This is a genomic window from Streptomyces sp. NPDC020597, from assembly GCF_044335095.1.
GTDB lineage: Bacteria > Actinomycetota > Actinomycetes > Streptomycetales > Streptomycetaceae > Streptomyces.
The window spans coordinates 163,477-186,250 of sequence record NZ_JBIRUL010000015.1 but is presented as its reverse complement, the minus strand read 5'-3'; the positions used below and the strand labels follow the sequence as shown (position 1 = coordinate 186,250).

The following is a 22,774-nucleotide window of genomic DNA, read 5'->3' as shown; positions in this document are numbered from 1 at the left end:
TCCACACCGAACCGGAAGGCCCTCACTCATTCAAGATCCCTCAGCCGAGACCTGGCTCACCCGTCCACAACCTCCCCGGACAGAACACCTAGGGCAGCCGACCCGGCCGACCCCGAACGGGACGCCGGCCGGGAGCGCGCCCCGCGCCGCCCGGCCGGCGACCCCGCCCGTCAGCCCGTCGGGTGGGGGGTCGAGCCGTACGCGGTGAGGAACTTGTCGCGGAAGGCGCTCATCTTCCACACCGGGGCGTTGTGGGCCGGCTTGAGGCCGTCCGTCCAGTTCCAGCCGGCGATCTTGTCGAGGACCTTCGGATCCTTCGCGACGAGGGAGATCGGCACGTCCCGGCTGGCGTTGTCGCCGCTGACCCGCGCGATGGGCTGGTGGTCGCCGAGGACGACCAGGACCGTGTCGTCGGTCCCGTAACGCTCGAGCCACTCCGTGAGCGCGGTCACCGAGTACTGGATCGACTTGCCGTACTCCTCCTTGGACGCGGCGCCGTCGGCGATGACGTCCGACGCCTTCCTGCCGTCCTTCTCGATGCCCTCGAACACCGAGCCGTCACCGAGGGAGTCCCAGTCCACCATCTTCGGGATCGGGGCCCACGGCTGGTGGCTGGAGGTCAGGATGATCTCCGACATCAGAGGCTTGTCGCGGTCGGTACGGCCGTGCTCCAGCCGCTGGAACGCCTCCAGGGCGTACTGGTCGGGCATCGTCGACCAGCTGAACTTCGGCCCCTGGTAGCCCATCTCGAAGGCGTTGTAGACCTTGTCCAGTCCGTAGTACTTGGCCTCCGGCCAGCCCTTCTGGATGCCCGGCATCACGCCTACGGTGTCCCAGGCGCCCGTCTTCTTGAACGCCTTCGTCAGGGACAGGTGGTCGCTGGCCATCACCGAGCGGTAGCGCTGCTGGTTGTCGACCCACAGGCCGGACAGCGTGCTGGAGTGGCCGAGCCAGCTGCTCCCGCCGTACGTTGCCGACGTGAGCCAGCCGCTCTTCGCGTGGAAGCCGGCCTTCGCCAGCGCCTGCGTGCTCGTGCCCAACGTCTTGTCCACGCCCGGCGCCATGACCGGGTCCTCGATGGCGCTGCGGCCGTAGCTCTCGATGAACGTGAAGATCATGTCCTTGCCGCGCAGGTCCGGCACGAGCTGCTCGGCCGGCGTGGCCCCGAACGTGTCGTGGCGGACCTCCTTGCCGAACGTGGCCTCGTCCTTGATGGTCTGCCGCACCTGCCGGGCCTTCTTCACGAGCGTGTCCGTGCTGCGGTGCGAGGCGACGGGCATGCCGGTGATCTGCAGGCCCACGACGGAGCAGGTGACCCAGGCCGTGGCGGCGATCAGCGTCGCCCGGGTCGCCCGCCGGGTGTCGCGCGCCATCAGGTTGCCGATCCGGACCGTCGCCAGCGCCATGAGCGCGGACAGCAGCACGACGAGCAGGACGAGGCCGACCGCCGCGCCCACGGCCGTTGCCCGGCCCATCGAGTCCGCCACATAGGACTGGGCGTCGTCCAGCAGGCCCCAGTCCAGGACGAGGTCGAAGTCACGGCCCAGGTACTCCGTGAACTCCATGTCGAGCACGTTCAGCACGGTCAGCGCGCCCAGCAGCACCCCGCCCAGCGCCGCGACCACCGTCCGCGGCCGCCGGGGCAGCGCCAGCAGCAGGGCCGCCCCGATGATCGCCTCCACGGGCAGCCGCGTGAACCTGTTGACCTGGAGCCCGGAGATCCGGTTGGGCAGCAGCAGCGCGCCGAGCACGAGCCCGAACGCGAGGACGGTCACCGTCCACCACACCACCCGGGCGGCCCGGGGGTGCCGACTCCGCCAGTGCCACCAGCGAGCCTTCGCGGCGCCCCCTGCGCCCCCCGCGCCCCCTGTGGTGCCCGCCGCCTCACCTGCCGCTTCCCCCGCGGCATCCCCCGCTTCCCCCGCGGCCTCTCCCGCTTTGGCCGCCCCGCCCTCGGTTTGCGCCGGGTCGGCGTCGACCGTCTCCACGGCCCCTGCCGCCGTTTCCGCGGGTTCCGCCACCGTCTCCGTGTCCTGCGCCGGGTCCGCCGGGGCGGTCGTGGACGCCGGCGTCTCCTCCGGGTCCGTCGAGTCGGGCAGCGGGGATGAGGAGGCGGAGGTGGAGGTGGAGACAGGCACCCGAGGGTCCTTCCGTACGAAGCCTGGCGAGCGGGGGTCCGAGGCGGGCCGGATCCGCCACAGTCTCGTACGGCCTGCCCCGGGCCCGCGTTCAGCCCCCTCGGCCAGCGCTCGGCAAACACCGCGCAAACGCCACGCCAAACACCCCCACCGCCGCTACGCGCCGCCGACCGCCGTCAGCAGGGCCAGCGGGGCCGCGGCCGACCGGGACTCCCGCGCGCACGCGTGCGGGTACGGCACCGGCTCGGCGTGCGTGTCACGGCCGTAGCCGGCGAGGACCTCGGGGAGCCGGTGGCCCGTCGCGGCCGCGGCGTCGACCAGCGCGTGCGCGACCGTCCGGGCCTCGTCGTGCAGGCCGTAGCGGGCGAGGCCCAGCGTGATCAGCGCGTTGTCGTGCGGCCAGACCGAACCGCGGTGGTACGAGAGCGGGTGGTACGCCGGCTGCCCGGACGCCAGCGTGCGCACGCCCCAGCCGGAGAAGAAGTCCGGTTCGAGCAGGCGCCGGCCGACCACTTCCCCGTACTCCTTGTCCAGCAGACCGGACCACAGCAGATGCCCCGCGTCCGAGGCGAGCGCGTCCACCTGGCGGCCCGCACCGTCCAGGGCGAGCGCGGGGAATGACCGGTCCGGCATCCAGAAGTCCCGCTGGAAACGGTCGCGGAGGTCGGCGGCCGCCTGTTCCAGCAGAGCCGCGTACGACGCGTCTCCCCACACCGTGCGCGCCGTCCACGCCGTGCGGCGCAACGCGTCGTAGGCGTACCCCTGGGCTCCGGCCGCCGTCACGGCTCCCGTGGCGCGGACGCCGTCGGCGGAGCAGATGGAGCCGGGGGAGTCCTTCCAGTTCTGGTTGGCCAGACCGCCCTGATCGGCCCGGTAGACCAGGTAGCCGCGGGTGGTGAGCCCGCCGTGGTCCAGCATCCAGCCGACCGCCGCCCGGGCGTGCGGCTCCAGCCGCCGGGCCAGCGCGGTGTCCGCGGTCCGCTCGACGTACGCGCCGAGCAGGACGAGGAACAGTGGGGTGGCGTCGACCGACCCGTAGTAACGGCCGAACGGCACCTGCCCGAAGTGCGCGAGCTCGCCGTGCCGTACCTCGTGCACGATCTTGCCGGGCTGGGACACCGTGCGCGGCGACGCCTCGGTGGCCTGGGCCGCGGCCAGCGCCAGCAGCGTGGCGGCGGCCGTGCGGGGGCGGTAGGGGAGCGTGAAGAGGGAGGTGAGGAGGGCGTCGCGACCCAGCAGCGTCAGGAACCAGGGAGCGCCTGCCGCCGGCACGCGCAGCTCCTCGCCGTCCGGGCCGCCGGCGAGGACCTGGAGGGCGGCCAGGTCCCCGAGACCGCGAGCGCAGGCGGCGGCCAGGGCGGGCCAGCCGGTGGGGAACGCCACCCCCTCGGTGAACTCGTCCTCCAGCGCCTTCAGCTGACCGGACACCGAGGCCGGCGAGCGAGGCACGCGTAAGGCCCGCCGCTCACCGTGCGGCCGGGCCATCACCCGCAGGACCAGCTCGGCCGTGCCGTGCGGTTCCAGCTCCAGTCTCCACACCAGACGGCGCGCCCCGGTGCCGGTCTCCTCCACGCCGTCCGGCGCGGGCTCGGCCGTCACCGTCGTGCAGGACGCCCACGTGCCGCGCCGGTAGCCGAACTCCACCCCGTCGTCGAGGACCTGACGGCGGCGGACGGCACCGGTCTTCGCGTAGGTGCGGTGATCGGCGCGCAGTTCGAACTGGTCGGCGAAGTCGGCGTCGGCGGTGACCGCGAGCCGTACCGTCGTGGCCACGGGGCGGTTGCTGACCACCCGCAGCGACTCCACGAACGAGCTGTCCCCGACGGCCTGTTCGCGGAAGACCGTGCAGGACGGCGGTTCGTCCCGCCCGCCGCGCGGGACGAGCACACACCGCGTGGCCTCTGCGTCCGTCACCGGCGAGAGCGTCTCCGGGACGGCGCCGTCGACGGTCAGCTGCCACCGGCTGAGGTGCCGGGCGTCCCGGACGAACAGTCCCTCCGGGGACCCGGCGGCCGTGCCGGGTCCCCTCACTCCGCTGATGTCCCCGCGGTCGTCCACGGCGGCGAACGTCCCGCCGAACACGAGCAGATGATGCCGGTCCGTCATGCCAGGTCCCCTCCCTTGGTACCGGTGCCCGGCCCGTCCCGGTGGACGAGGTCGAGCGTGAGCGCGGCCGTCCAGCTGAAGCCGGTCGTGCCGCAGGCCTCGCCGGTGTACGGGTCCACGTACTCGGCGAAGTCCGAGGAGCCCGCGAGGTCGAGCACCGCCCGGCGCAGTGCCTCGGCCCCAGCGTGCTCGCCGTGCACTGCGAGCCCCCGCTGCAGCAGCCAGCTCGTGTTGAACCAGGCGGGTCCGCGCCAGTAGCGGTGCGGGTCGAAGGCCTCGCCGAGCAGGTCGTAGCTGGGCACGAGGCGGGTGGCCGAGCCCAGCCCGAAGTGCGGTCCGCGCAGGGTCCGTACGAGGGCGGCGGCGACCTCGCGCGGCAGGCCGGGCAGCAGGAGCGGGACGAGACCGGAGACGCCGCGCTCCGGCACGAGGCCCCCGCCGTTGACGTCCCGGCAGAAGAACATGCCCTCCGCCGGATCCCACAGCCGTTCGACGAGCGCCGCCGTCAGCCGCTCCGCGCGCGCGTGGCGAGCCGCGCCCGGGGCCCCCAGCTCGTCCGCGATGTGGGCGAGGGCGTGCTCGGAGGCGATGAGCAGCGCGTTGAACGAGGGGTCCTCGACGGCGAAGCCGCCGGCCCGGCCCGGGCCGACGTGACCCGCGTCCCGGTATCCCGCGTCCCGGTAGTCCGCGGCCAGCCGGACGTACCGCCCGTAGTCCAGGTCCGTCGGACGGTCCTCGGCCGCACCGTGGTCGAGGTCGGCGCGGCGGAAGGAGCGGGTGGGGGCGGGCGCGATCCGGGCGAGCGGGGCGTCCCAGCTGGGGGAGTTGTCCATGCCCTGCTCCCACGGGTGGACGACCGACGCCAGCCCGCCGCCCCCCAGATCGCGCCGGTGCACCAGATAGCGGTGCCAGGCGGCCAGCCGCGGGTACACCCGGGCGAGGAAGCCGCGGGCCCGCGAGAGCCCCGGATCGGCGCGGTGCACCAGCCAGGCCGCGAGCGCGTGCACCGGTGGCTGCACGATGCCGGAGGTCTGTACGGTGCGCGGGGCGCCCGCAGCGCGCCCCGCGGTCGAGGAGCGCCAGAAGTCGGGGCTCGGGAAGTACGCGTCGAGCGGCACGGAAGGGTTGAAGACGATGTGCGGGATGCGCCCGTCGCCCCACTGGGCGTTCAGCAGCGTCTCCAGCTCGGTCTGCGCCCGGCGCGGCGAGACGTGCCGCAGTCCGATGGCGACGAACGCCGAGTCCCAGGACCACTGGTGCGGGTACAGGCCGCGCGAGGGAACGGTCGACGTGCCCGTCCAGTTGGCGTCCAGCACCGCCACCGCTGCGCTGTGCAGCGCACGGAGGGAGGCGGAGCCGCCGGGCGGCGCGGGCGCGGTGACACCCGTGACACCGGTGACGCCTGGTGCGCCGGTGGTGACGCCGATGGCACCCGTGACGTGTGCGACGGCGGGCTCGGCCGCGCGGCCGACGAGCTGGGCGGTGCGATCCACGCGGGACTCCCCGAAGACGACGAGACCACCGCGCGCGGCAGGGGCTCGGCAGTGGCTACCGTAGGGTTACGTCTATTTAACACGCAGAACTCAATATGTAATGCAGGCTTGATGAACACAAGGGGGTGCGCATGACGGGACGGGGCCAGGGCAGCGCCGGAGATCTGCTCGAGTTGGTGCGCACGGGCCGGGCGACGACCCGCGGAGCCCTCCAGCAGGCCACCGGACTCTCCCGCGCCACGGTGGGCCAGCGCCTGGACCGTCTGTTCCGCGCGGGCTGGCTGCGCGAGGGCGCCGGCGGCCCGGTCGACTCGCCGCTGGGGGGCCGCCCCTCGATCACCCTCGAGTTCGACGACGACCACGCGGTCGTCCTCGCAGCCGACCTGGACACCCGGCACGCGCGGGCCGCCCTGCTGACGCTGACCGGGGAGATCCTGGCGGAGTGCGGCGGCACGCTGGTCGTCGAGGACGGCCCGGACGTCGTGCTCGGCGCGCTCGGCGGGTGGTTCGCCGACCTGCTGGAGAAGGCGGGCCACGGTCCGCAGGAGGTCTGCGGCATCGGACTCGGCGTCCCCGGCCCGGTGAACTCCGACACCGGGCGGGTCGTCCAGCCGCCGATCATGCCGGGCTGGGACGGCTACGACATAAGGGGCCGCCTGTCCCGCGCCTTCACGGAACGGACCGGCACGTCCGCCGCGGTCCCGGTCCTCGTCGACAACGACGCAAACCTCATGGCGTACGGCGAACAGCGCACCGGCCACCCCGACTGCTCGGCGTTCGTGCTGGTGAAGGTGTCGACCGGCATCGGCGCCGGAGTGGTCGTCGACGGCGCGATCTTCCGGGGCGTGGACGGCGGGGCCGGCGACATCGGGCACATCCGGGTGGGCGCGGACGCGCTGTGCCGCTGCGGGTCGCACGGCTGCCTCGCGGCCGTCGCCAGCGGCGGCGCCGTGGCCCGCCGGCTCGCGGAGGCGGGGGTGCCGGCGGCGTCCGGCTCGGATGTGCGCGACCTGCTCGCCGCCGGGCACCCCGAGGCGGCCGCACTGGCCCGTGAGGCGGGCCGCAGCGTCGGGGACGTGCTCGCGACGGTCGTGACGCTGCTCAACCCCGGGGTGCTGATGATCGCCGGGGATCTGGCCGGAACCGCCTTCCTCACCGGCGTGCGCGAGCTGCTCTACCAACGTGCGCTGCCCCGCTCCACCGCCCGACTGGACGTCGTGACTTCCCGGCTGGGGGAGCGGGCGGGCCTGGTCGGGGCGGGTGCGCTGGTCGTGGAGCACCTGTACGCGCCCGAGCGGGCCGAGGAGCGGTTGCTGGCCCTGGGGGTCTGAGGCACGCTCGTGGGACGGGCGGGTTTCCGCCGCCCCGCTGCGTCCGCGGGGTGTCCGCATCGTGACACCGGGAGGCCTGAGGAAGCGTGATTCTCGCCACCCCTGAGGGGGGTAGTGCTCAGATGAGCGAATCGAGAGCGACTGCACTTCTCCAAGGGGTGGCACTGAGTGCCACCCCTTGATCGTTCATCGATCGAAAACAATAGCGCCACTCGACGCTCATCTGAGCACAATGGAAGTCGAATGGGAGGTGCTTGCGTTCAAGAGGTGAAAACATCGACTGCTCAGCGCTTGCCAAGCCTTGACTTTCGATCCGCTGGCGGACGGCTGGTTACGCGCACACGACGCGCAAGTGGACGTACCCAGAAGCCTTTGATCTGGGTATGTTCCTGCCCGTCAGGGCAGCCACCGCGTCCTCGAGGAGTCGAGACCCGTGTCGGAAAACAAAGATCTTCATGGTGCCGAGCAGGCCGCGAGCGTTGAGGGCGTGAAGTTCGTCTACGACTTCACCGAGGGCAACAAGGAACTCAAGGACCTCCTCGGCGGCAAGGGCGCGAACCTCGCCGAGATGACCAACCTGGGCCTCCCCGTCCCTCCCGGCTTCACCATCACCACCGAGGCCTGCAAGGTCTACCTCGACAGTGGCGAAGAGCCGGCGGCACTGCGTGACGAGGTGAGTGCACACCTCGTCGCCCTCGAGGACCGGATGGGCAAGAAGCTCGGCCAGGCCGACGACCCGCTGCTGGTGTCCGTACGCTCCGGCGCGAAGTTCTCCATGCCGGGCATGATGGACACCGTCCTGAACATCGGCCTCTCCGACAGGTCGGTCCAGGGCCTGGCCGAGCAGGCCGGCGACGCCCGCTTCGCCTGGGACTCCTACCGCCGGCTGATCCAGATGTTCGGCAAGACGGTCCTCGGCGTGGACGGCGAGCTCTTCGAGGACGCGCTCGAGGCGGCGAAGAAGGCCAAGAAGGTCGCCGTCGACACCGAACTGGAGGCGGCCGACCTCAAGAAGCTGGTCACCCGCTTCAAGAAGATCGTCAAGACCGAGGCCGGCCGGGACTTCCCGCAGGACCCGCGCGAGCAGATGGACCTCGCCGTCAAGGCCGTCTTCGAGTCCTGGAACGGCGACCGCGCCAAGCTCTACCGCCGCCAGGAGCGCATCCCGGGCGACCTCGGCACCGCGGTCAACATCTGCTCGATGGTCTTCGGCAACCTCGGTCCCGACTCGGGCACCGGCGTCGCCTTCACCCGCGACCCCGCCTCCGGCCACCAGGGCGTCTACGGCGACTACCTCCAGAACGCCCAGGGCGAGGACGTCGTCGCCGGCATCCGCAACACCGTCCCGCTCGCCGAACTGGAACAGATCGACAAGAAGTCCTACGACCAGCTGCTCGGCATCATGGAGACGCTGGAGAACCACTACAAGGACCTCTGCGACATCGAGTTCACCATCGAGCGCGGCCATCTGTGGATGCTCCAGACGCGCGTGGGCAAGCGCACCGCCGGAGCCGCGTTCCGCATCGCCACCCAGCTCGTCGACCAGGGCCTCATCGACGAGACGGAGGCGCTGCAGCGCGTCACCGGAGCCCAGCTCGCCCAGCTGATGTTCCCGCGCTTCGACGAGGACGCGAAGGTCGAGAAGGTCGGCCGGGGCATTGCGGCCTCGCCCGGCGCGGCCGTCGGCAAGGCGGTCTTCGACTCCTACACGGCCGTCAAGTGGTCGCGCTCGGGCGAGAAGGTCATCCTCGTCCGCCGCGAGACCAACCCCGACGACCTCGACGGCATGATCGCCGCCGAAGGCATCCTGACCAGCCGCGGCGGCAAGACCTCCCACGCGGCGGTCGTCGCCCGCGGCATGGGCAAGACCTGCGTCTGCGGCGCGGAGGAGCTCGAGGTCGACACCAAGCGCCGCCGGATGACCGTGCCGGGCGGCCACGTGGTGGAGGAGGGCGACGTCATCTCCATCGACGGCTCGTCCGGCAAGGTCTACCTCGGCGAGGTCCCGGTCGTCCCCTCCCCGGTCGTCGAGTACTTCGAGGGCCGGATGCACGCGGGCGCCGACGACGCCGACGAACTCGTCGAAGCCGTCCACCGCATCATGGCCTTCGCCGACCGCAAGCGCCGGCTGCGGGTGCGCGCCAACGCCGACAACGCCGAGGACGCCCTGCGCGCGCGCCGCTTCGGCGCCCAGGGCATCGGCCTGTGCCGCACGGAGCACATGTTCCTCGGCGACCGCCGCGAACAGGTGGAGCGCCTCATCCTGGCGGACACCGACGAGGAGCGCGAGGAGTCGCTCAAGCAGCTGCTCCCGCTCCAGAAGAAGGACTTCGTCGAGCTGTTCGAGGCCATGGACGGCCTCCCGGTGACGATCCGTCTCCTGGACCCCCCGCTGCACGAGTTCCTGCCCGACATCACCGAGCTGTCGGTGCGCGTGGCGCTCGCGGAGTCCCGTCAGGAATCCCACGAGAACGAACTGCGCCTGCTGCAGGCCGTGCACCGGCTGCACGAGCAGAACCCGATGCTGGGCCTGCGCGGCGTGCGCCTGGGCCTGGTCATCCCCGGCCTCTTCACGATGCAGGTCCGCGCCATCGCCGAGGCGGCCGCGGAGCGCCGCAACGCCAAGGGCGACCCGCGCGCCGAGATCATGATCCCGCTGGTCGGCACGGTCCAGGAGCTGGAGATCGTCCGCGAGGAGGCCGACCAGGTCATCGCGGAGGTCGAGGCGGCGACGGGCGTCGAACTGAAGCTGTCGATCGGCACGATGATCGAGCTGCCGCGGGCGGCCCTCACCGCCGGCCAGATCGCCGAGGCCGCCGAGTTCTTCTCCTTCGGCACGAACGACCTCACGCAGACGGTGTGGGGCTTCAGCCGCGACGACGTGGAAGCCTCGTTCTTCACGGCCTACCTGGAGAAGGGCATCTTCGGCGTCAGCCCCTTCGAGACGATCGACCGGGACGGAGTCGGCTCGCTGGTCAGGTCCGCGGCGGAGGCCGGCCGCGCCACCCGCCCCGACCTGAAGCTCGGCGTCTGCGGCGAACACGGCGGCGACCCGGAGTCCGTGCACTTCTTCCACGAGGTCGGCCTGGACTACGTCTCCTGCTCCCCGTTCCGCATTCCGGTCGCCCGCCTGGAGGCCGGCCGCGCGGCGACGCAGTCGACGGGCAGCGACCACCGCTGAGCCCTGCCCTCCGGGCGACCGAAACCCCGGAGCCGCCGACGGTCCCCGACCCTCACCGATCGCCGGCGGCCCCGGCCCCAAGAAAGACGGCACCCTGTGCGGGGGTGCCGTCTTCTTGCGTTCGCAGCGGCGCGGCGTGGCGAGGCGTGGCGTGTGCGGGAAGAGCCCTTCCTGTTTCCGGCGGTGTGGCTGGAAGTCGATCACCTGATGTGGTGGTTACGCGGTGATAGATCGTTTCTGTCAACATACGCACCGCTACAGTCCGTTACCCAAGGCGATGACCGCGTCGCTGGTGGTGATGGAGGTATGCGTGAAGAGGGCAGTGCTCGGCGTGGCGTCAGTGGGCCTGGTGCTCAGCGCGGCAGTGGCAGCGTTCGCGTCGCCGGAGAAGGGGGAGATCCCGGCGCTCGAAACGGCTGGGGTGGCTTTCACCGAGGCGAAGTACCAGTTCAACCGTCCAGGTGTCAATCATGGCGCCTTTGAATGGTGGGGGCGTCTTGAGGATGCGCTCCCCAATGACCGGCACAATGTCTACGTCGAGGTAAAGGTTCAAGGGCACGGTTGGGTGCGCTACTACGGTAAGCAGCGAGGCGTAGTCAAGCTGCACAAATCCAATTGGAATGGAGCCCAGCGCTATACGGGAAAAGCTAGGATCCGCGCCTGTCGTGACCGTGGTTCTCTTAGGCCGGACAATTGTATTCGGTCCAGGGGGCTCGCTTACGACTGGGATCGTGGCTAAGGCTGTCTGACATCCCGAGCCCAGGTGGATGTAACCTGGGCTCGGCCGCTGATTGGGGACAAAATCAATACGTCAGAAGTCTTGTCGGCCAAAGAAGTTGATCTTCTCTATGGCGAGACGCTCGCTGTTCGCAATGCCGGGATCTCCCTCGCGCGAGGAGAGGTTGCGGCGATTACTGGGCAGAGCGGATCTGGTAAATCATCACTGCTCTACTGCCTGGCTGGCGTGCTGCCCGTAGCCCGCGGCGAGGTCTGCTTTGGGGGGCGCGCCCTCAGTGATCTCGATGACGAGGCACTCAGTACTCTCCGTCGTGAGCAGTTCGGATTTGTCTTTCAGTATGGTGAGCTTCTGCCCGAGCTGACCATTGAAGAGAATACCGCCTTGCCACTTCGTTTGGCCGGTCAACGCAAGGCTGAAGCGCACATGGCGGCCGCTGGCATTCTGAGTCGTCTCGGTCTCGAGAAACTGAGAGAGCGGCGTCCCTCACAAGTGTCAGGCGGGCAGTGCCAACGGGTCGCCGTCGCAAGGGCGCTGGTGCACAAACCAGCCATTGTATTTGCCGATGAGCCTACTGGATCACTCGATAGTGGCAATGCCGCGGCTGTTTTGGAGGAGTTCCTCAGTCTTGCGCGCTCGCAGGGGACGGCCGTGGTGCTCGTGACGCATGACTCGCAGGTGGCGGCTCAAGCGGACAGTCGATACACCATGTGTGACGGTGAACTTACGGAACAGTCATGGAAGGCGTCGTGAACGAATTCCTTCTAGGTCTAAAGCTGCTGTTGGGTAGTCGCCGGGGTAGCCGCGCACGGTTCGTTCTCATGACGGCAGGCAGCGCCATCGGTGTGTGTTGCCTTGCCGTTATGCTCGCCATTCCTGGCATCTTGTCCGTCCAGGACGCTCGTAAGGCAGCTCGTGAGCCGGACTGCTCCAACGGCCTGGGTGTCTGTATGTCACAGTCCGGGAAGGGGCTTGCGCTCACTAGAGTGGATCCATATGGAACGGAGCCGCTTACCCGGATCTTCGTGGCGACGGGAGGTGTGTCCATTGCCCCTCCGCCCGGTCTGCGTGAACTTCCTGGTCCGGGCGAAGTGGTGTTGTCTCCTAAACTGCATGATCTCCGTCGCATTGATGCGAACCTAGCGAACCTCGTGCCGGGCAAAGAGAGGGGCCTGATTTCCCCGGAGGGTTTGGCTCAACCCGGCGAGCTATACGCATACGTGGGTTCCAGTCGAGATGAGCTGAAGGGGGGCGGTCGCTTGTCGGAATTCGGGGCTGCGGAAACCAGATTCCCGACAGTCGAGCCCTCGACGCTCGACATCCTTCGCTTCACTCTCGCAGGCGTCGTTCTGCTTCCGCTGGCGGTGTTCCTGTCCGTCTGCGCTCGACTGTCGGCTGCCTCTCGAATGAGGCGGCTGGCCGCGTTGCGTCTGCTCGGTCTGAGTCGAAAGGGAACGCAGCGTGTCAACGCTGCCGAGACTGTCGCCGCAGCCCTGCTGGGTGCCGTTCTCGGTCTGGGCGCGTACTGGATCGTCAACCAGTTGGTGTCACGAGTGGGGCTGCCTGGATTCACGTGGTACCCGAGTGATGGTGCGCTGTCCGGGAGCACGGTCCTGGTCTGTCTGGCGGGGTGCCCGGCACTTGCCTGGTTCGTGGGCAGGGCCGGTGCGAAGAAGGCTGCCGCCAACCCATTGGCCGTGAGGCGCAGCGCGGTGGAGAAGCCGCCCCGTCTGTGGGGGCTGCTCCCGCTCGTTCCGGGCATGGGCATCGTCATCGGATATTGCGTGGCTGGAGCGACAGGGCATGCCCCCAGTGAGACCTCGCTTTCCGCGATCCTGATGCCCCTCGCCGTCGTGCTGGTCGGTGCGGGTCTCGTGTTGACGCTTCCGATTCTGTCGCGTGCTCTGGCCCGAAGGGTGGCCCGAGTGACGAGTTCGCTGTCTCTCGGTCTGGCCATGCGCCGCAATGAGATGGAGCCGGGCGGGGCTTTGCGCGTGGCGACCGGTCTGGTGCTTCTGGTGTACGCCGCCTCCCTTACTCAGGGAGTGCTCATCGAACTGGACCAAGTGTCGAAGAACACCGCACGGGTTCAGCTCTACACGATGCCCCTGGGCGACATGAGCCCTCGTGAGGAGCAGGCCGTGAAACGGGTGTCAGGAGTGCGAGGACATGCCATCCTCGCGAGTTCATGGACCGACCCCGACAGTGAGAAGTGGCCGGAGAGTATCAGTGCGGTGATCGCCACCTGTGACCAGTTGCGCAGAATGGCGTCGGTAGTCGAGAACTGCGTGGAAGGGCGTTCCGCGCGGCTCACCATTCCGGACTACGCCAACAACGAGTTCAGTCAGGCTGGGAGGCGTTTCCCCTTTCAGTTGCAGAACGCGGAGGGTAAGCGCCGCTTCGTGACGGTTCAAGTGCCGTCCCGGACGATTCGGTATCACGACGACACCGCGACGCAGTTGTCCGGCAGCGGCACAGTCTTGATCCCGCCCTCCGCCTTTCCCAAGGGCTTCCGTCCGCAGACGAGGGCCACGCTAGCCCTCATCAGCAGCTCCGACCCCGACACCGTGCGCTCTGTACTTGAGGGCATCGCAGGAGTCGACCCCACGATCGAGGTGGAGTTGGACGGCGTCGACGTCGCGGCCCTTCAGCAGATCGCCGTGATCAAGACGCTCCTGGCCGTGGGCATGATCCTCGGGCTGATCATCGGTGTGGCCGCCTATCTGGTGTCCGCCACCGACAGGGCCGTGGAGCGGCGCCCGCAGGTCACCGCGCTGACGTTGCTGGGAGCCAGGCCCCGTACGCTGCAGGCCGTTCAAGTGGCTCAAGTCGTACTGCCGTTGACGGTCGGTCTCGTGCTGGCCGTGGTGATCGGGAAGATGGCCGAGTCGAGTTATCTGGTCACCGGCGGTGGAGCCGTCTTCTGGGACGGGGACGGGGTGCCGTTGTTGTTGGGGGCGGCCCTCGGGGTCGTTGTCGTCGCTGCTCTTGGATCCTTGCCGTTGGTGGGGCGGCGGATTGATCCGGAGTTGATTCGGCGGGATTGATGACGGGGGTGAGGTGAGGGGCGGTGCCCGGTTGGGCGCCGTCCCTTTTCTCTTGCGCTGCGGGGGAGCCCGACTGCTTACCAGGGTTGGATCGGGGTCGGCTCAGGGGCCTCCCTGATGGGCTGGAGGGGCGGTGCGGATGAGACTGGTGGTGGGCCGGTCGACTGCCGGTCCCGCCACCACCGTCGTCACCCTCATGGAGCGCCCCACAGTGAACAGCTCTGCGCGTCGAACCAGTTGGATCACCCTGGCCGCCTGCGGAAGCCTGCTGGCCACGGCGTTGGCCGCGCCCGCCTCCGCCGCTGCCTCGGGCCCGGCACGCGCTGCCGTCGCCGCGCCGTTGCCCGGCCTCGATCCGGTCGCGCTCCAGGCCGCCATCGGCGGCTTGCCGAATGCCGACGTCACCGGTGCGCTGTTACGGATCACCGGTCGTGCAGGCCACTGGTCGGGCGCCTCGGGTGTGGGCGACCTGAAGACCGGTCAGGGCGTGCCACTCGATGCGCACATCCGGATCGGCAGTATCTCCAAGGTGTTCACCGCCACGATCGTCCTTCAGCTCGCGGCCGAGCACCGGATCGATCCGAACGAGCCCGTCCAGCGGTATCTGCCGGGCGTCGTGCCTGCCGACCTGCCGCCTGTCACCGTCGGTCAGCTGCTCAACCACACCAGCGGCTTTCCGCGCGGCGCGGGCGACCCCGACTTCGGGGACGGCAGCCCCGAGTGGTTCGCCGCCAACCGCTTCAAGAGCTTCACACCGCAGCAGGTGATCGACCTGATGGCCGGTCAGCCCATGCAGTTCGCGCCGGGCACCGCGCAGCAGTACAACGGGTTGAACTACTACGTCGCCGGCCTGCTGGTCGAAAAGGTCACCGGACACGGCTTCGCCGAGGAGGTGCGGTCGCGGATCACGCGGCCCCTGGCCCTGCACGACACGTATGTCCCGGGCGCCGACGATCCGCGGCTGCCGAGCCCGCACTCCCATGGCTATCTGACGGTCAAGTCCTCGGACGGCACCGCACATCCGGTGGACGTCACGGAGCAGAGTCCCTGGCCCTGGGCCGAGGGCGGCATGATCTCCACCCCCGCCGACCTCGACCGTTTCATATCCGCGCTCTTCCGTGGCCGCTTCCTTCCGCCGGCCCAGCAGGCCGAGCTCTTCGCGGTCCCGGACGTCCCCAGCTTCCACAGCAGCCAGTGCCGTACGGAGGCCGATGCGGGGCGGGCCTGTATGACCATGGGCCTGATGCGGGTCACGGCGTCCAACGGCGCCGTGGTCTGGGGCAAGACCGGCTCCCGCCCCGGCTACACCAGTGGTGTGTTCGCCACCCGGGACCTCGCCCGCAGGATCGTCTACTCGCTCAACCCCACCGGCGTGGACGGCGCCGAGGCCCGTTACATCCAGAAGATAGCCGCCGCCTCCTTCGGCACCTTGGTCCCGGCCACGAACTGACCCCTGGGTCGAGAGTGTCCGGGGCGAGAGGGTCAGGGCTGCGGGTGATCAGGTCCGGGTCACCGGGGTCTGCAGCTCGGTCACCCACTCGTCGCGGTTCTCGGGGCACTCCAGGTTGACCTCCCGGGCGTATCCGGTCGGTCGGTAGCCGCCTGCGTCGATCCAGCGGGCCAGGGCCTGGGCGGTGGGGAGCACGGTGTCCATCGAGCCGCGGTGCACGATGGTCGCCGCCTCCTCGAGGGACGGCAGGTCGACGACGCGGAGAACGTCGTCCTGCAGCGGCGCGGAGACCTGGACGGCGGCGTGGACGATGATTGCGCCGCCGCCCTCCGGGGCGTCCTCGTAGTACGCGACGCCGGGGCCCGTGGGGGTGATGCCCGCCGAGCCCAGGCGCCGGAACAGCTCGTCGTACAGCGGCCCGATGACCGGCCCGATGTCCTCGGGCCCGTAACTCGCCGCGGTCGCGGTCAGCTCCGCGACCCTCAGGGGAGCGACACTCTTGATGACGACGTCGTTCGTGGGCATGTGCCCCTCGCTCTCGATGGCTCGGAGCCTCGCCTCGACCTGGACCAGCCGTGCTCCGGCGGTGGCCATCGCGGTCTCCAGTTCGGCCCGTCGCAGCCGCAGCATGCCGCGCAGTTCCTCGACGCCGACCCTTTCGTCGACGATGTCCCGGACCTGCTGGAGGGTGAACCCCAGGTCCTTGAGGGCGATGATCCGGTTGAGGCGGGCGAGCTGGGCGGCGGTGTAGTGGCGATAGCCGCTGGCGGGGTCGACATGGGCCGGGCGCAGCAGTCCGATCGCGTCGTAGTGACGCAGCATGCGGATCGAGACGCGGCCGTGCCGGGCGAAGTCTCCGATGGTGAACATGATGTCTCCGAGCTGACCGCCTCACACCGTGTGAGGGTCAAGACGCTACTCGGCGGCAGGGGAGCAGACGGACGGCGAGAACGCCGGGCCGGAGCGCTTCCGTCGGCCCGGCCGCGCCCGCGGCGCCCACCCGGGCGTGGTCCGGGCGGCAGAGGGGGAGGTGTGGGGGCATGGGATACGAGGAGCTGGTGACCGAGGCGGTCGCGGAGCGGGTGGCGGCGGAGTCGGACAGGTTGCTGAGGGCGGCGCTGTCCACGGAGCGGTGCGACCGGACGGCGGCGGAGGCGGCGGTCGCCGAGGTGTACCGGGCCCACGGCATGGCCGCGCCGCGGACGGCGGTGTGGATGGAGTCACCGCTCGGCGGCGCGCTGGCGTCCTGGGCGGTGCGCCACGGGTGGGAGGACCGGCTCGACGGGACACTGCTCGGCGACCCCGTCGCCGGGCCGCCGATATCGGCGCCGCCGGAGTTCGCGCAGCGGGCGGAGGCACTCCTTCGCGAACAGGCGCCGGCGGCCGGGAGGGGGAGACGGGCGGTGGGCCACGCGTTCGTCGACGTCGCCGACGCGCAGGCGCGACTGGTGGACGCCCTGGGCTTTCCGATGTACGACCAGCTCGACTGCTACTGGGACCAGGGGGTGCACGGCGCGTACGAGCTGGAGCAGGAGATGACGAAGAGGTTCGGTTCGTCGCCGCATCCGTCCCTGACCCGTTTCGCCCTCTCGGTCCACCACGACCTGCTGGGGAGGGTCCGCGGTCCCGTTCCGGAGCGCATCGTGCGGCCGGAGCGGGACGGGGACGTCGTCACGCCGCCCCCGCCGCCGAGCCGGGAGGAGATGTACTTCTACGAGGAGTTCGGCGGCGGTCTGGACTGCTGGGGCTCGGCGTGGGAGCTGATCCGGTGGCGGTGCATGCTGGCCGCCGCGGGACTGCCCGCCTCGCCGGCGTTGGAGACCGCGCAGGAGGCCCTCTACGGGGTCGGCAGGTGGTGGCCCCTGGAGGACGTCGTCGTCCTCTGCGAGCGCCCCGTGGAGCTGCGGTCGGAGAACACGCTGATCGGTTACGCCGACGGGTACCGGGTGGCCGGCGGCTGAGGCCCCTTGCGCGGGCCCCGGCCGAGGCCGCCGTACGCTGTGCCTGCGATCGGCGCGGGGAGTGCGGAGGGAAGACGGCCATGGCTGCCTGGAGTGTGCGCGACATGCCTGACCAGGGCGGTCGCACCGCCGTGGTCACCGGGGCCAACAGCGGGCTCGGGTACGTCACCGCGAGGGAGCTCGCACGAAGGGGTGCGCGCGTCGTGCTCGCCTGCCGCAGTGAGGCACGCGGGAGGGACGCCGTCGAGCGGTTGCGCGCCGAAGTTCCGCAGGCCGAGGTGGAGCTGGGCTCGCTCGACCTCGGGGATCTCACCTCCGTGCGGGCGTTCGCCGCGTCGCTGCCGTACGAGCGGCTCGACCTGCTCGTCAACAACGCCGGTGTGATGGCGATGCCGTACGGAGTCACCGCCGACGGCTTCGAGACGCAGTTCGGGGTGAACCACCTCGGGCACTTCGCCCTCACCGGGCTTGTGCTGCCGACGCTGCTCGCCGCGCGGGACCGGGCCCCAGGGCCTCGGATCGTCACCGTGTCCAGCATGGCGCACCTGCTCGGCGCCGTCGATCTCGGGGATCTCAACTCCGAGAAGAAGTACCGCCGTTGGATCGCCTATGGGCGGTCCAAGACCGCCAACCTGCTCTTCACGCACGAGCTGGCGCGCAGGCTCGCGGCGACCGGCGCCGACGTCGTGGCGGCGGCCGCGCACCCGGGATACGCGTCGACCAACCTCCAGACGGCCGGTCCGCGCGCGGAGGGCCGCCGGGCGGCCGAGCGGATGATGGCGCTCGGCAACCGGGTGCTCGCGCAGCCCGCCGAGGCCGGGGCGCTGCCCGCCCTGTATGCCGCGACCGCGCCCGGCGTCCGTCCGGACTCGTTCACCGGCCCGTCCCTCGCGATGTGGCGCGGCGCTCCCGCACCTTCGTGGCGCGCGCCCTGGACCCTGGACGACCGGGTGGCGGCACGGCTGTGGGCCGCCTCGGAGGAGCTGACCGGGGTGTCGTACGACGCCCTGAAGGCCTGAGGCTTTGAGGACCTGACGGCCCTTCAACCTTGACGGCCCTGCAACCCTGACGCCCACCTCTACAACCCTGACGGCCTGACCGCCGGAGGGCGGCCGGGCCGGCCGCGCCTCTTCAGGAGTCCGGCCGTCAGGCCGTGCGGACCTCGTACGTGCGGATGCGTACCGTCTCGTCGTCCAGGCACTCGCCGCTGGTCAGGTCGAACCGCTGCTTGAGCAGGGGGGAGGCGACGAAGGGGCGGCCCCGGTGGGTGCCGGTGAGGCCGCGGGAGAGGACGGCCGCGCCGCTGAACGGGTCGCGGTTGTCGACGGCGTACAGCTCGCCGGCGCGGTCGCGGAAGAGGGCGACCTGGCGGGCGTCCGGCAGCAGGGCGGCCACGCCCCGGCCGGGGACGAGCAGGCTCAGGTCGCAGATCGTGAACCACTCCTCCTCGTGCTGCGCCAGTCGGAGCTGAACCTTCAGATCGGTGGTCTCGGGCGCCAGGGTCATCGCTGGGCACTCCCTTCCAGGGGTCGGTGGCCGATGGTCAGCAGCGGCAGGTCGGGCTTGATCTGGTCGCGCTCGGGGACGAAGCCGACGACCGGGTCGGGGGTGTCCGGCGCGTTCACGAAGGACACGAACCGGGCCAGCTTCTCGGGGTCGTTGATGGTGGTCGCCCACTCGTCGGCGTAGTGCGCCACGTGCGCCGTCATCAGGGACTCCAGCTCCTCGCAGATGCCGAGCGAGTCCTCGACCACCACGTCCCGCACGTGGTCCAGGCCGCCGGGGATGCGCTCCAGCCAGGTCGAGGTGCGCTCCAGGCGGTCGGCGGTGCGGATGTAGAACATCAGGAACCGGTCGATCAGGCGGACGAGTTCGGCGTCCGACAGGTCCTGGGCGAGAAGGTCGGCGTGGCGCGGGGTGGCGCCGCCGTTGCCGCCGACGTACAGGTTCCAGCCGTTGGAGGTGGCGATGACGCCGAAGTCCTTCGACTGGGCCTCGGCGCACTCGCGGGCGCAGCCCGACACGGCCGACTTGAGCTTGTGCGGCGACCTGAGCCCCCGGTAGCGCAGTTCGAGGTCGATCGCCATGCGGACGGAGTCCTGGACGCCGTAGCGGCACCAGGTCTGGCCGACGCAGGACTTCACGGTGCGCAGGGACTTGCCGTAGGCGTGCCCGGACTCGAAACCGGCGTCCACCAACCGGGTCCAGATGAGGGGGAGTTGCTCGACGCGAGCGCCGAACATGTCGATCCGCTGACCGCCGGTGATCTTCGTGTAGAGGCCGAAGTCGCGGGCGATCTCACCGATCACGATCAGGCCCTCGGGGGTGATCTCACCGCCGGGGATGCGCGGGACGACCGAGTAGGAGCCGTTCTTCTGCAGGTTGGCCAGGAAGTGGTCGTTGGTCTCCTGCAGCGCCGCCTGCTCGCCGTCCAGGACGTAACCGCTCGCGCCGATGGTCGGGGCGAGGGACGCGATGATCGAGCCGATGGCGGGCTTGCAGACGTCGCAGCCGTCGCCGCCTCGGGCGTCGTCGCGGCCGTAGCGGTCCAGGAGGTCCTGGTAGGTGTTGATGCGCAGGGCGAGGACGATCTCGTACAGCTCCTCGCGGGTCTGCGAGAAGCAACCGCACAGGCCCTTGTCGACCTCGACGCCGCTCGCCTCCAGCTCGGCGGTGACGAGCTGGCCGAGCACCTTCACGCAGCTGCCGCAGCCGGTGCCGGCCTTGGTGCACTTCTTGACCTCGGGCACGGTCGTGCAGGAGTGCTCGGTCACCGCGCCGCGGATGGCGCCCTTGGACACGTTGTGGCAGGAGCAGACGATCGCCTCGTCGGGCAGCGCGGACGGGCCGAGCTGGACGGACTCGCCGGAACCGGCCGGCAGGACCAGCGACTCGGGGGAGACGGGCGGCACGGATCCGGTGAACGCCCGCAGGGTGCCGTAGGCCTCGGCGTCGCCGACGAGGATGCCGCCGAGCAGGGTGCCGTCTCGGCCGATGACCAGCTTCTTGTACAGGCCGGAGCGGGAGTCGGAGTAGACGACGTCCAGGCAGTCCTCGGCGGTGCCGTGCGCGTCGCCGAAGGACGCCACGTCCACGCCGAGCAGCTTCAGCTTGGTCGACAGGTCGGCGCCGGTGAAGCTGGCCTCGTCGGCCGCTATCGTCGCCGCCGCGGTCTCGGCCTGCTCGTAGCCGGGCGCGACCAGGCCGTACACCCGGCCGTCGGCGGCCAGCGCGCACTCGCCGATCGCGAACACGTGCGGGTCGGCGACGGTCCGGCACTGCTCGTCGACGGTGATGCCGCCGCGCTCGCCGACCGTCAGTCCGCAGTCGCGGGCGAGCTGGTCGCGGGGGCGCACACCGGCGCTGAACACCACCATGTCGGCGGCGAGTTCGGAGCCGTCGGACAGCTTCATGCCGGTGACCGCGCCGTCCTCGCCGACCACGATCTCCTGGGTGCCGACGCCCGTGTGCACGGAAAGGCCCATGTCCTCGATGGTGCGCAGCAGGGCCGCGCCGCCGCCCGCGTCGACCTGGACGGGCATCAGCCGGGGCGCGAACTCCACGATGTGGGAGGTGAGTCCGAGGCCCTTGAGTGCGCCCGCCGCCTCCAGTCCGAGGAGCCCGCCGCCGACGACGGCGCCGGTCGTGGCGCGCGACCTCGCGTACTCCTCGATGGCGAGGAGGTCGTCGATGGTGCGGTAGACGAAGCAGCCCTCGGCGTCCTTGCCCGGGACCGGCGGGACGAACGGGTAGGAGCCGGTGGCCAGCACGAGGACGTCGTAGTCGACGGCCAGTCCGGAGCGGGCGGTCACCCGGCGGGCGTCGCGGTCGACGGTCTCCGCGGGGTCGCCGACGTGCAGCTCGATGCCGTGCGCGGCGATGAACTCCAGGTCGGTGAGGGACAGGTCCTCGGGCGTCTTCCCCGAGAAGTACGAGGTGAGGGCGACCCGGTCGTAGGCGGGACGCGGCTCCTCGCAGAGCACGACCACGCGGTGGGTGGCGGTCAGGCCGCGCTCGGCGAGCGCCTCGAGGAAGCGCTGGCCGACCATGCCGTGGCCGACGAGCACGATCGTGGGGGTGGCCTCCGTGGCCTCCGGGGCGGCGGTGGTCATCAGGAGCCTCCATCGTTGGTGAGCAGGTGGAGCAGGGGGCCGCCGTCGGAGGGCAGCGGCTCTGCTCCCTCCCAGGCGCGGGCGAGCGCGCCGACGGTGCCGAGTTCGCCGACGAGGACCCCGCCGACCAGGCGGTCGTCGCGGACGACGACCTTGCGGTAGGTGCCCCGGGTGGCGTCGGCGAGCTGCACGACGTCGTCGCCGGGGAGCGGCTCGGTCTCGCCGAACGCGGCGAGGTCGAAGGCGCTGTTGCCGGCGAGGGTGAGCCGGGTGAGGACGCGGGTGCCGGTGTAGCGCGACGGCCGCCCGGCGAGCGACTCGGCCAGCGCGTCCGCCTGTTCGAGGGCGGGGGCGGCGAGGCCGTACACGGTCCCGTCGTGCTGCGCGCAGTCGCCGATCGCGCGGACGTGCGGGTCGGAGGTGCGCAGTTCGTCGTCGACGAGGACGCCCTTGTGGACGGCGATCCCGGCGTCCTTGGCGAGACCGGCGCGCGGCGAGACGCCGCAGGCCAGCACGACCAGGTCGGCGTCGAGGGCGTAGCCGTCGGCCATCTCCACCGAGCGGACGGCGCCGCCCAGGCAGCGGACGTCGCGCACCCGGCACTCGGTGTGGACCTCGACGCCGAGGTCCTTCAGGTGCCGCAGGACCAGCCGGGAGGCGTTCGGGTCGAGCTGGCGCTCCATGAGGCGCTCGGCCTGCTGGGCGAGGACGACCTGCGCGCCGCGCACGGCGAGCGCGCGGGCCGCCGAGACGCCGAGCAGACCGCCGCCGATGACGACGGCCCGGACACCCGGCCGCACCGCCTTGGACAGCCCGAGGCAGTCGTCCATGGTCCGGAAGGCGTGGACGCCCTCCGGCAGGACGTGGTCGGGGGTGAACAGGCCGCGCAGCGGCGGCAGCACCGGGTTGGAGCCGGTCGCCAGGACGAGTGTGCCGTACGCGATCTCGGAGCCGTCGGCGCAGGAGACGGTGCGGCGGTCGCGGTCGATGCCGGTGACCCGGGCCCGGACCAGTCCGGCGGGTGCGGGCAGCGAGATCACCTCGGGGGCGTACCGGCCGGCCAGCACCTCCGCGAGCAGGACCCGGTTGTAGGGCCGGTGCTCCTCCTCGCCGACGAGCAGTGCGGGCGTGCCCAGCTCGCCGAGCCGGCGGGCGAGTCGGGCGCCCGCGAGGCCGGCTCCGATCACCACCACACGCGAATTCGAGGTCATGTCCAGGA

Annotated in this window: 15 protein-coding genes; 8 read left to right on the top strand and 7 right to left on the bottom strand. The window is 70.8% G+C overall.

Features of this window, described 5'->3' with window-relative positions; translation table 11 throughout:
- Positions 1-170 precede the first annotated feature (170 nt).
- From ACH4ZA_RS25355 to ACH4ZA_RS25345, 3 genes are all read right to left on the bottom strand, one after another.
- On the bottom strand, positions 171-2,138 hold the full coding sequence (locus tag ACH4ZA_RS25355; RefSeq protein ID WP_398431742.1) for a CDP-alcohol phosphatidyltransferase: 1,968 nt from the start codon (positions 2,136-2,138) through the stop codon (positions 171-173).
- A gap of 156 nt (positions 2,139-2,294) precedes the next feature.
- Positions 2,295-4,244, bottom strand: a complete 1,950-nt coding sequence (locus ACH4ZA_RS25350; RefSeq protein WP_319277333.1) for a glycogen debranching N-terminal domain-containing protein — start codon at positions 4,242-4,244, stop codon at positions 2,295-2,297.
- Positions 4,241-5,737, bottom strand: a complete 1,497-nt coding sequence (locus tag ACH4ZA_RS25345; RefSeq protein ID WP_398431741.1) for an MGH1-like glycoside hydrolase domain-containing protein — start codon at positions 5,735-5,737, stop codon at positions 4,241-4,243. The genes ACH4ZA_RS25350 and ACH4ZA_RS25345 overlap by 4 nt, the downstream gene beginning before the upstream one ends.
- Positions 5,738-5,868: 131 nt before the next feature.
- Here ACH4ZA_RS25345 and ACH4ZA_RS25340 point away from each other — a divergent pair, with 131 nt between their 5' ends.
- The 6 genes from ACH4ZA_RS25340 to ACH4ZA_RS25315 all read left to right on the top strand — a co-directional run bounded on the left by ACH4ZA_RS25340 (position 5,869) and on the right by ACH4ZA_RS25315 (position 15,482).
- On the top strand, positions 5,869-7,068 hold the full coding sequence (locus tag ACH4ZA_RS25340) for an ROK family protein (protein WP_398431740.1): 1,200 nt from the start codon (positions 5,869-5,871) through the stop codon (positions 7,066-7,068).
- Between the two features lie 433 nt (positions 7,069-7,501).
- Complete coding sequence (gene ppdK, locus ACH4ZA_RS25335) at positions 7,502-10,249, top strand: pyruvate, phosphate dikinase (RefSeq protein WP_398431739.1); 2,748 nt, start codon at positions 7,502-7,504, stop codon at positions 10,247-10,249.
- Positions 10,250-10,526: 277 nt separating this feature from the next.
- Positions 10,527-10,988, top strand: a complete 462-nt coding sequence (locus ACH4ZA_RS25330; RefSeq protein WP_319277328.1) for a hypothetical protein — start codon at positions 10,527-10,529, stop codon at positions 10,986-10,988.
- Between the two features lie 24 nt (positions 10,989-11,012).
- Positions 11,013-11,738 carry an ABC transporter ATP-binding protein gene (locus ACH4ZA_RS25325; protein WP_319277327.1) on the top strand — a complete coding sequence of 242 codons (726 nt, stop codon included), beginning with the start codon at positions 11,013-11,015 and terminating at the stop codon, positions 11,736-11,738.
- Positions 11,723-14,032 (top strand): FtsX-like permease family protein, encoded by a 2,310-nt coding sequence (locus ACH4ZA_RS25320; RefSeq protein ID WP_398431738.1) that lies wholly within the window; start codon positions 11,723-11,725, stop codon positions 14,030-14,032. Before ACH4ZA_RS25325 ends, ACH4ZA_RS25320 begins: the two co-directional genes overlap by 16 nt.
- 139 nt (positions 14,033-14,171) lie before the next feature.
- Entirely contained in the window at positions 14,172-15,482 is a 1,311-nt protein-coding gene (locus ACH4ZA_RS25315) for a serine hydrolase domain-containing protein (RefSeq protein WP_398431737.1), read from the top strand.
- A 48-nt stretch (positions 15,483-15,530) separates the two neighbouring features.
- Here the strand turns inward: ACH4ZA_RS25315 and ACH4ZA_RS25310 are convergent, their stop codons facing one another.
- Positions 15,531-16,352: a MerR family transcriptional regulator gene (locus tag ACH4ZA_RS25310; RefSeq protein ID WP_319277321.1), complete on the bottom strand. Its 822-nt coding sequence runs from the start codon at positions 16,350-16,352 to the stop codon at positions 15,531-15,533.
- A gap of 170 nt (positions 16,353-16,522) precedes the next feature.
- Here ACH4ZA_RS25310 and ACH4ZA_RS25305 point away from each other — a divergent pair, with 170 nt between their 5' ends.
- Both ACH4ZA_RS25305 and ACH4ZA_RS25300 read left to right on the top strand, forming a co-directional pair.
- The gene (locus tag ACH4ZA_RS25305; RefSeq protein WP_398431735.1) at positions 16,523-17,443 is read left to right on the top strand and encodes a hypothetical protein; all 921 of its coding nucleotides are present in this window, start codon (positions 16,523-16,525) and stop codon (positions 17,441-17,443) included.
- Positions 17,444-17,523: 80 nt separating this feature from the next.
- Positions 17,524-18,462 carry an oxidoreductase gene (locus tag ACH4ZA_RS25300; RefSeq protein ID WP_398431734.1) on the top strand — a complete coding sequence of 313 codons (939 nt, stop codon included), beginning with the start codon at positions 17,524-17,526 and terminating at the stop codon, positions 18,460-18,462.
- 127 nt (positions 18,463-18,589) lie between these two features.
- Here ACH4ZA_RS25300 and nirD read toward each other — a convergent pair whose 3' ends face one another.
- Genes nirD through ACH4ZA_RS25285 form a run of 3 tightly spaced genes read right to left on the bottom strand, consistent with a single transcriptional unit; the run spans position 18,590 to position 22,766 of the window.
- A complete protein-coding gene (nirD, locus tag ACH4ZA_RS25295; RefSeq protein WP_319277318.1) occupies positions 18,590-18,949 on the bottom strand; it encodes a nitrite reductase small subunit NirD in 360 nt (119 codons plus the stop codon).
- On the bottom strand, positions 18,946-21,555 hold the full coding sequence (gene nirB / locus ACH4ZA_RS25290; RefSeq protein ID WP_319277317.1) for a nitrite reductase large subunit NirB: 2,610 nt from the start codon (positions 21,553-21,555) through the stop codon (positions 18,946-18,948). The genes nirD and nirB overlap by 4 nt, the downstream gene beginning before the upstream one ends.
- Entirely contained in the window at positions 21,555-22,766 is a 1,212-nt protein-coding gene (locus ACH4ZA_RS25285; RefSeq protein ID WP_319277315.1) for an FAD-dependent oxidoreductase, read from the bottom strand. Before ACH4ZA_RS25285 ends, nirB begins: the two co-directional genes overlap by 1 nt.
- Positions 22,767-22,774: the final 8 nt, after the last annotated feature.

Bases quoted from the DNA above. Each gene is read 5' to 3' on its own strand.
- ACH4ZA_RS25315 (WP_398431737.1), top strand. From the start codon at position 14,172: ATGAGACTGGTGGTGGGCCGGTCGACTGCCGGTCCCGCCACCACCGTC.
- nirD (WP_319277318.1), bottom strand. From the start codon at position 18,949: ATGACCCTGGCGCCCGAGACCACCGATCTGAAGGTTCAGCTCCGACTG.
- ACH4ZA_RS25340 (WP_398431740.1), top strand. From the start codon at position 5,869: ATGACGGGACGGGGCCAGGGCAGCGCCGGAGATCTGCTCGAGTTGGTG.
- ACH4ZA_RS25330 (WP_319277328.1), top strand. From the start codon at position 10,527: ATGACCGCGTCGCTGGTGGTGATGGAGGTATGCGTGAAGAGGGCAGTG.
- ACH4ZA_RS25305 (WP_398431735.1), top strand. From the start codon at position 16,523: ATGGGATACGAGGAGCTGGTGACCGAGGCGGTCGCGGAGCGGGTGGCG.
- ACH4ZA_RS25320 (WP_398431738.1), top strand. From the start codon at position 11,723: ATGGAAGGCGTCGTGAACGAATTCCTTCTAGGTCTAAAGCTGCTGTTG.
- ACH4ZA_RS25300 (WP_398431734.1), top strand. From the start codon at position 17,524: ATGGCTGCCTGGAGTGTGCGCGACATGCCTGACCAGGGCGGTCGCACC.
- ACH4ZA_RS25350 (WP_319277333.1), bottom strand. From the start codon at position 4,244: ATGACGGACCGGCATCATCTGCTCGTGTTCGGCGGGACGTTCGCCGCC.
- ACH4ZA_RS25285 (WP_319277315.1), bottom strand. From the start codon at position 22,766: ATGACCTCGAATTCGCGTGTGGTGGTGATCGGAGCCGGCCTCGCGGGC.
- nirB (WP_319277317.1), bottom strand. From the start codon at position 21,555: ATGACCACCGCCGCCCCGGAGGCCACGGAGGCCACCCCCACGATCGTG.
- ACH4ZA_RS25310 (WP_319277321.1), bottom strand. From the start codon at position 16,352: ATGTTCACCATCGGAGACTTCGCCCGGCACGGCCGCGTCTCGATCCGC.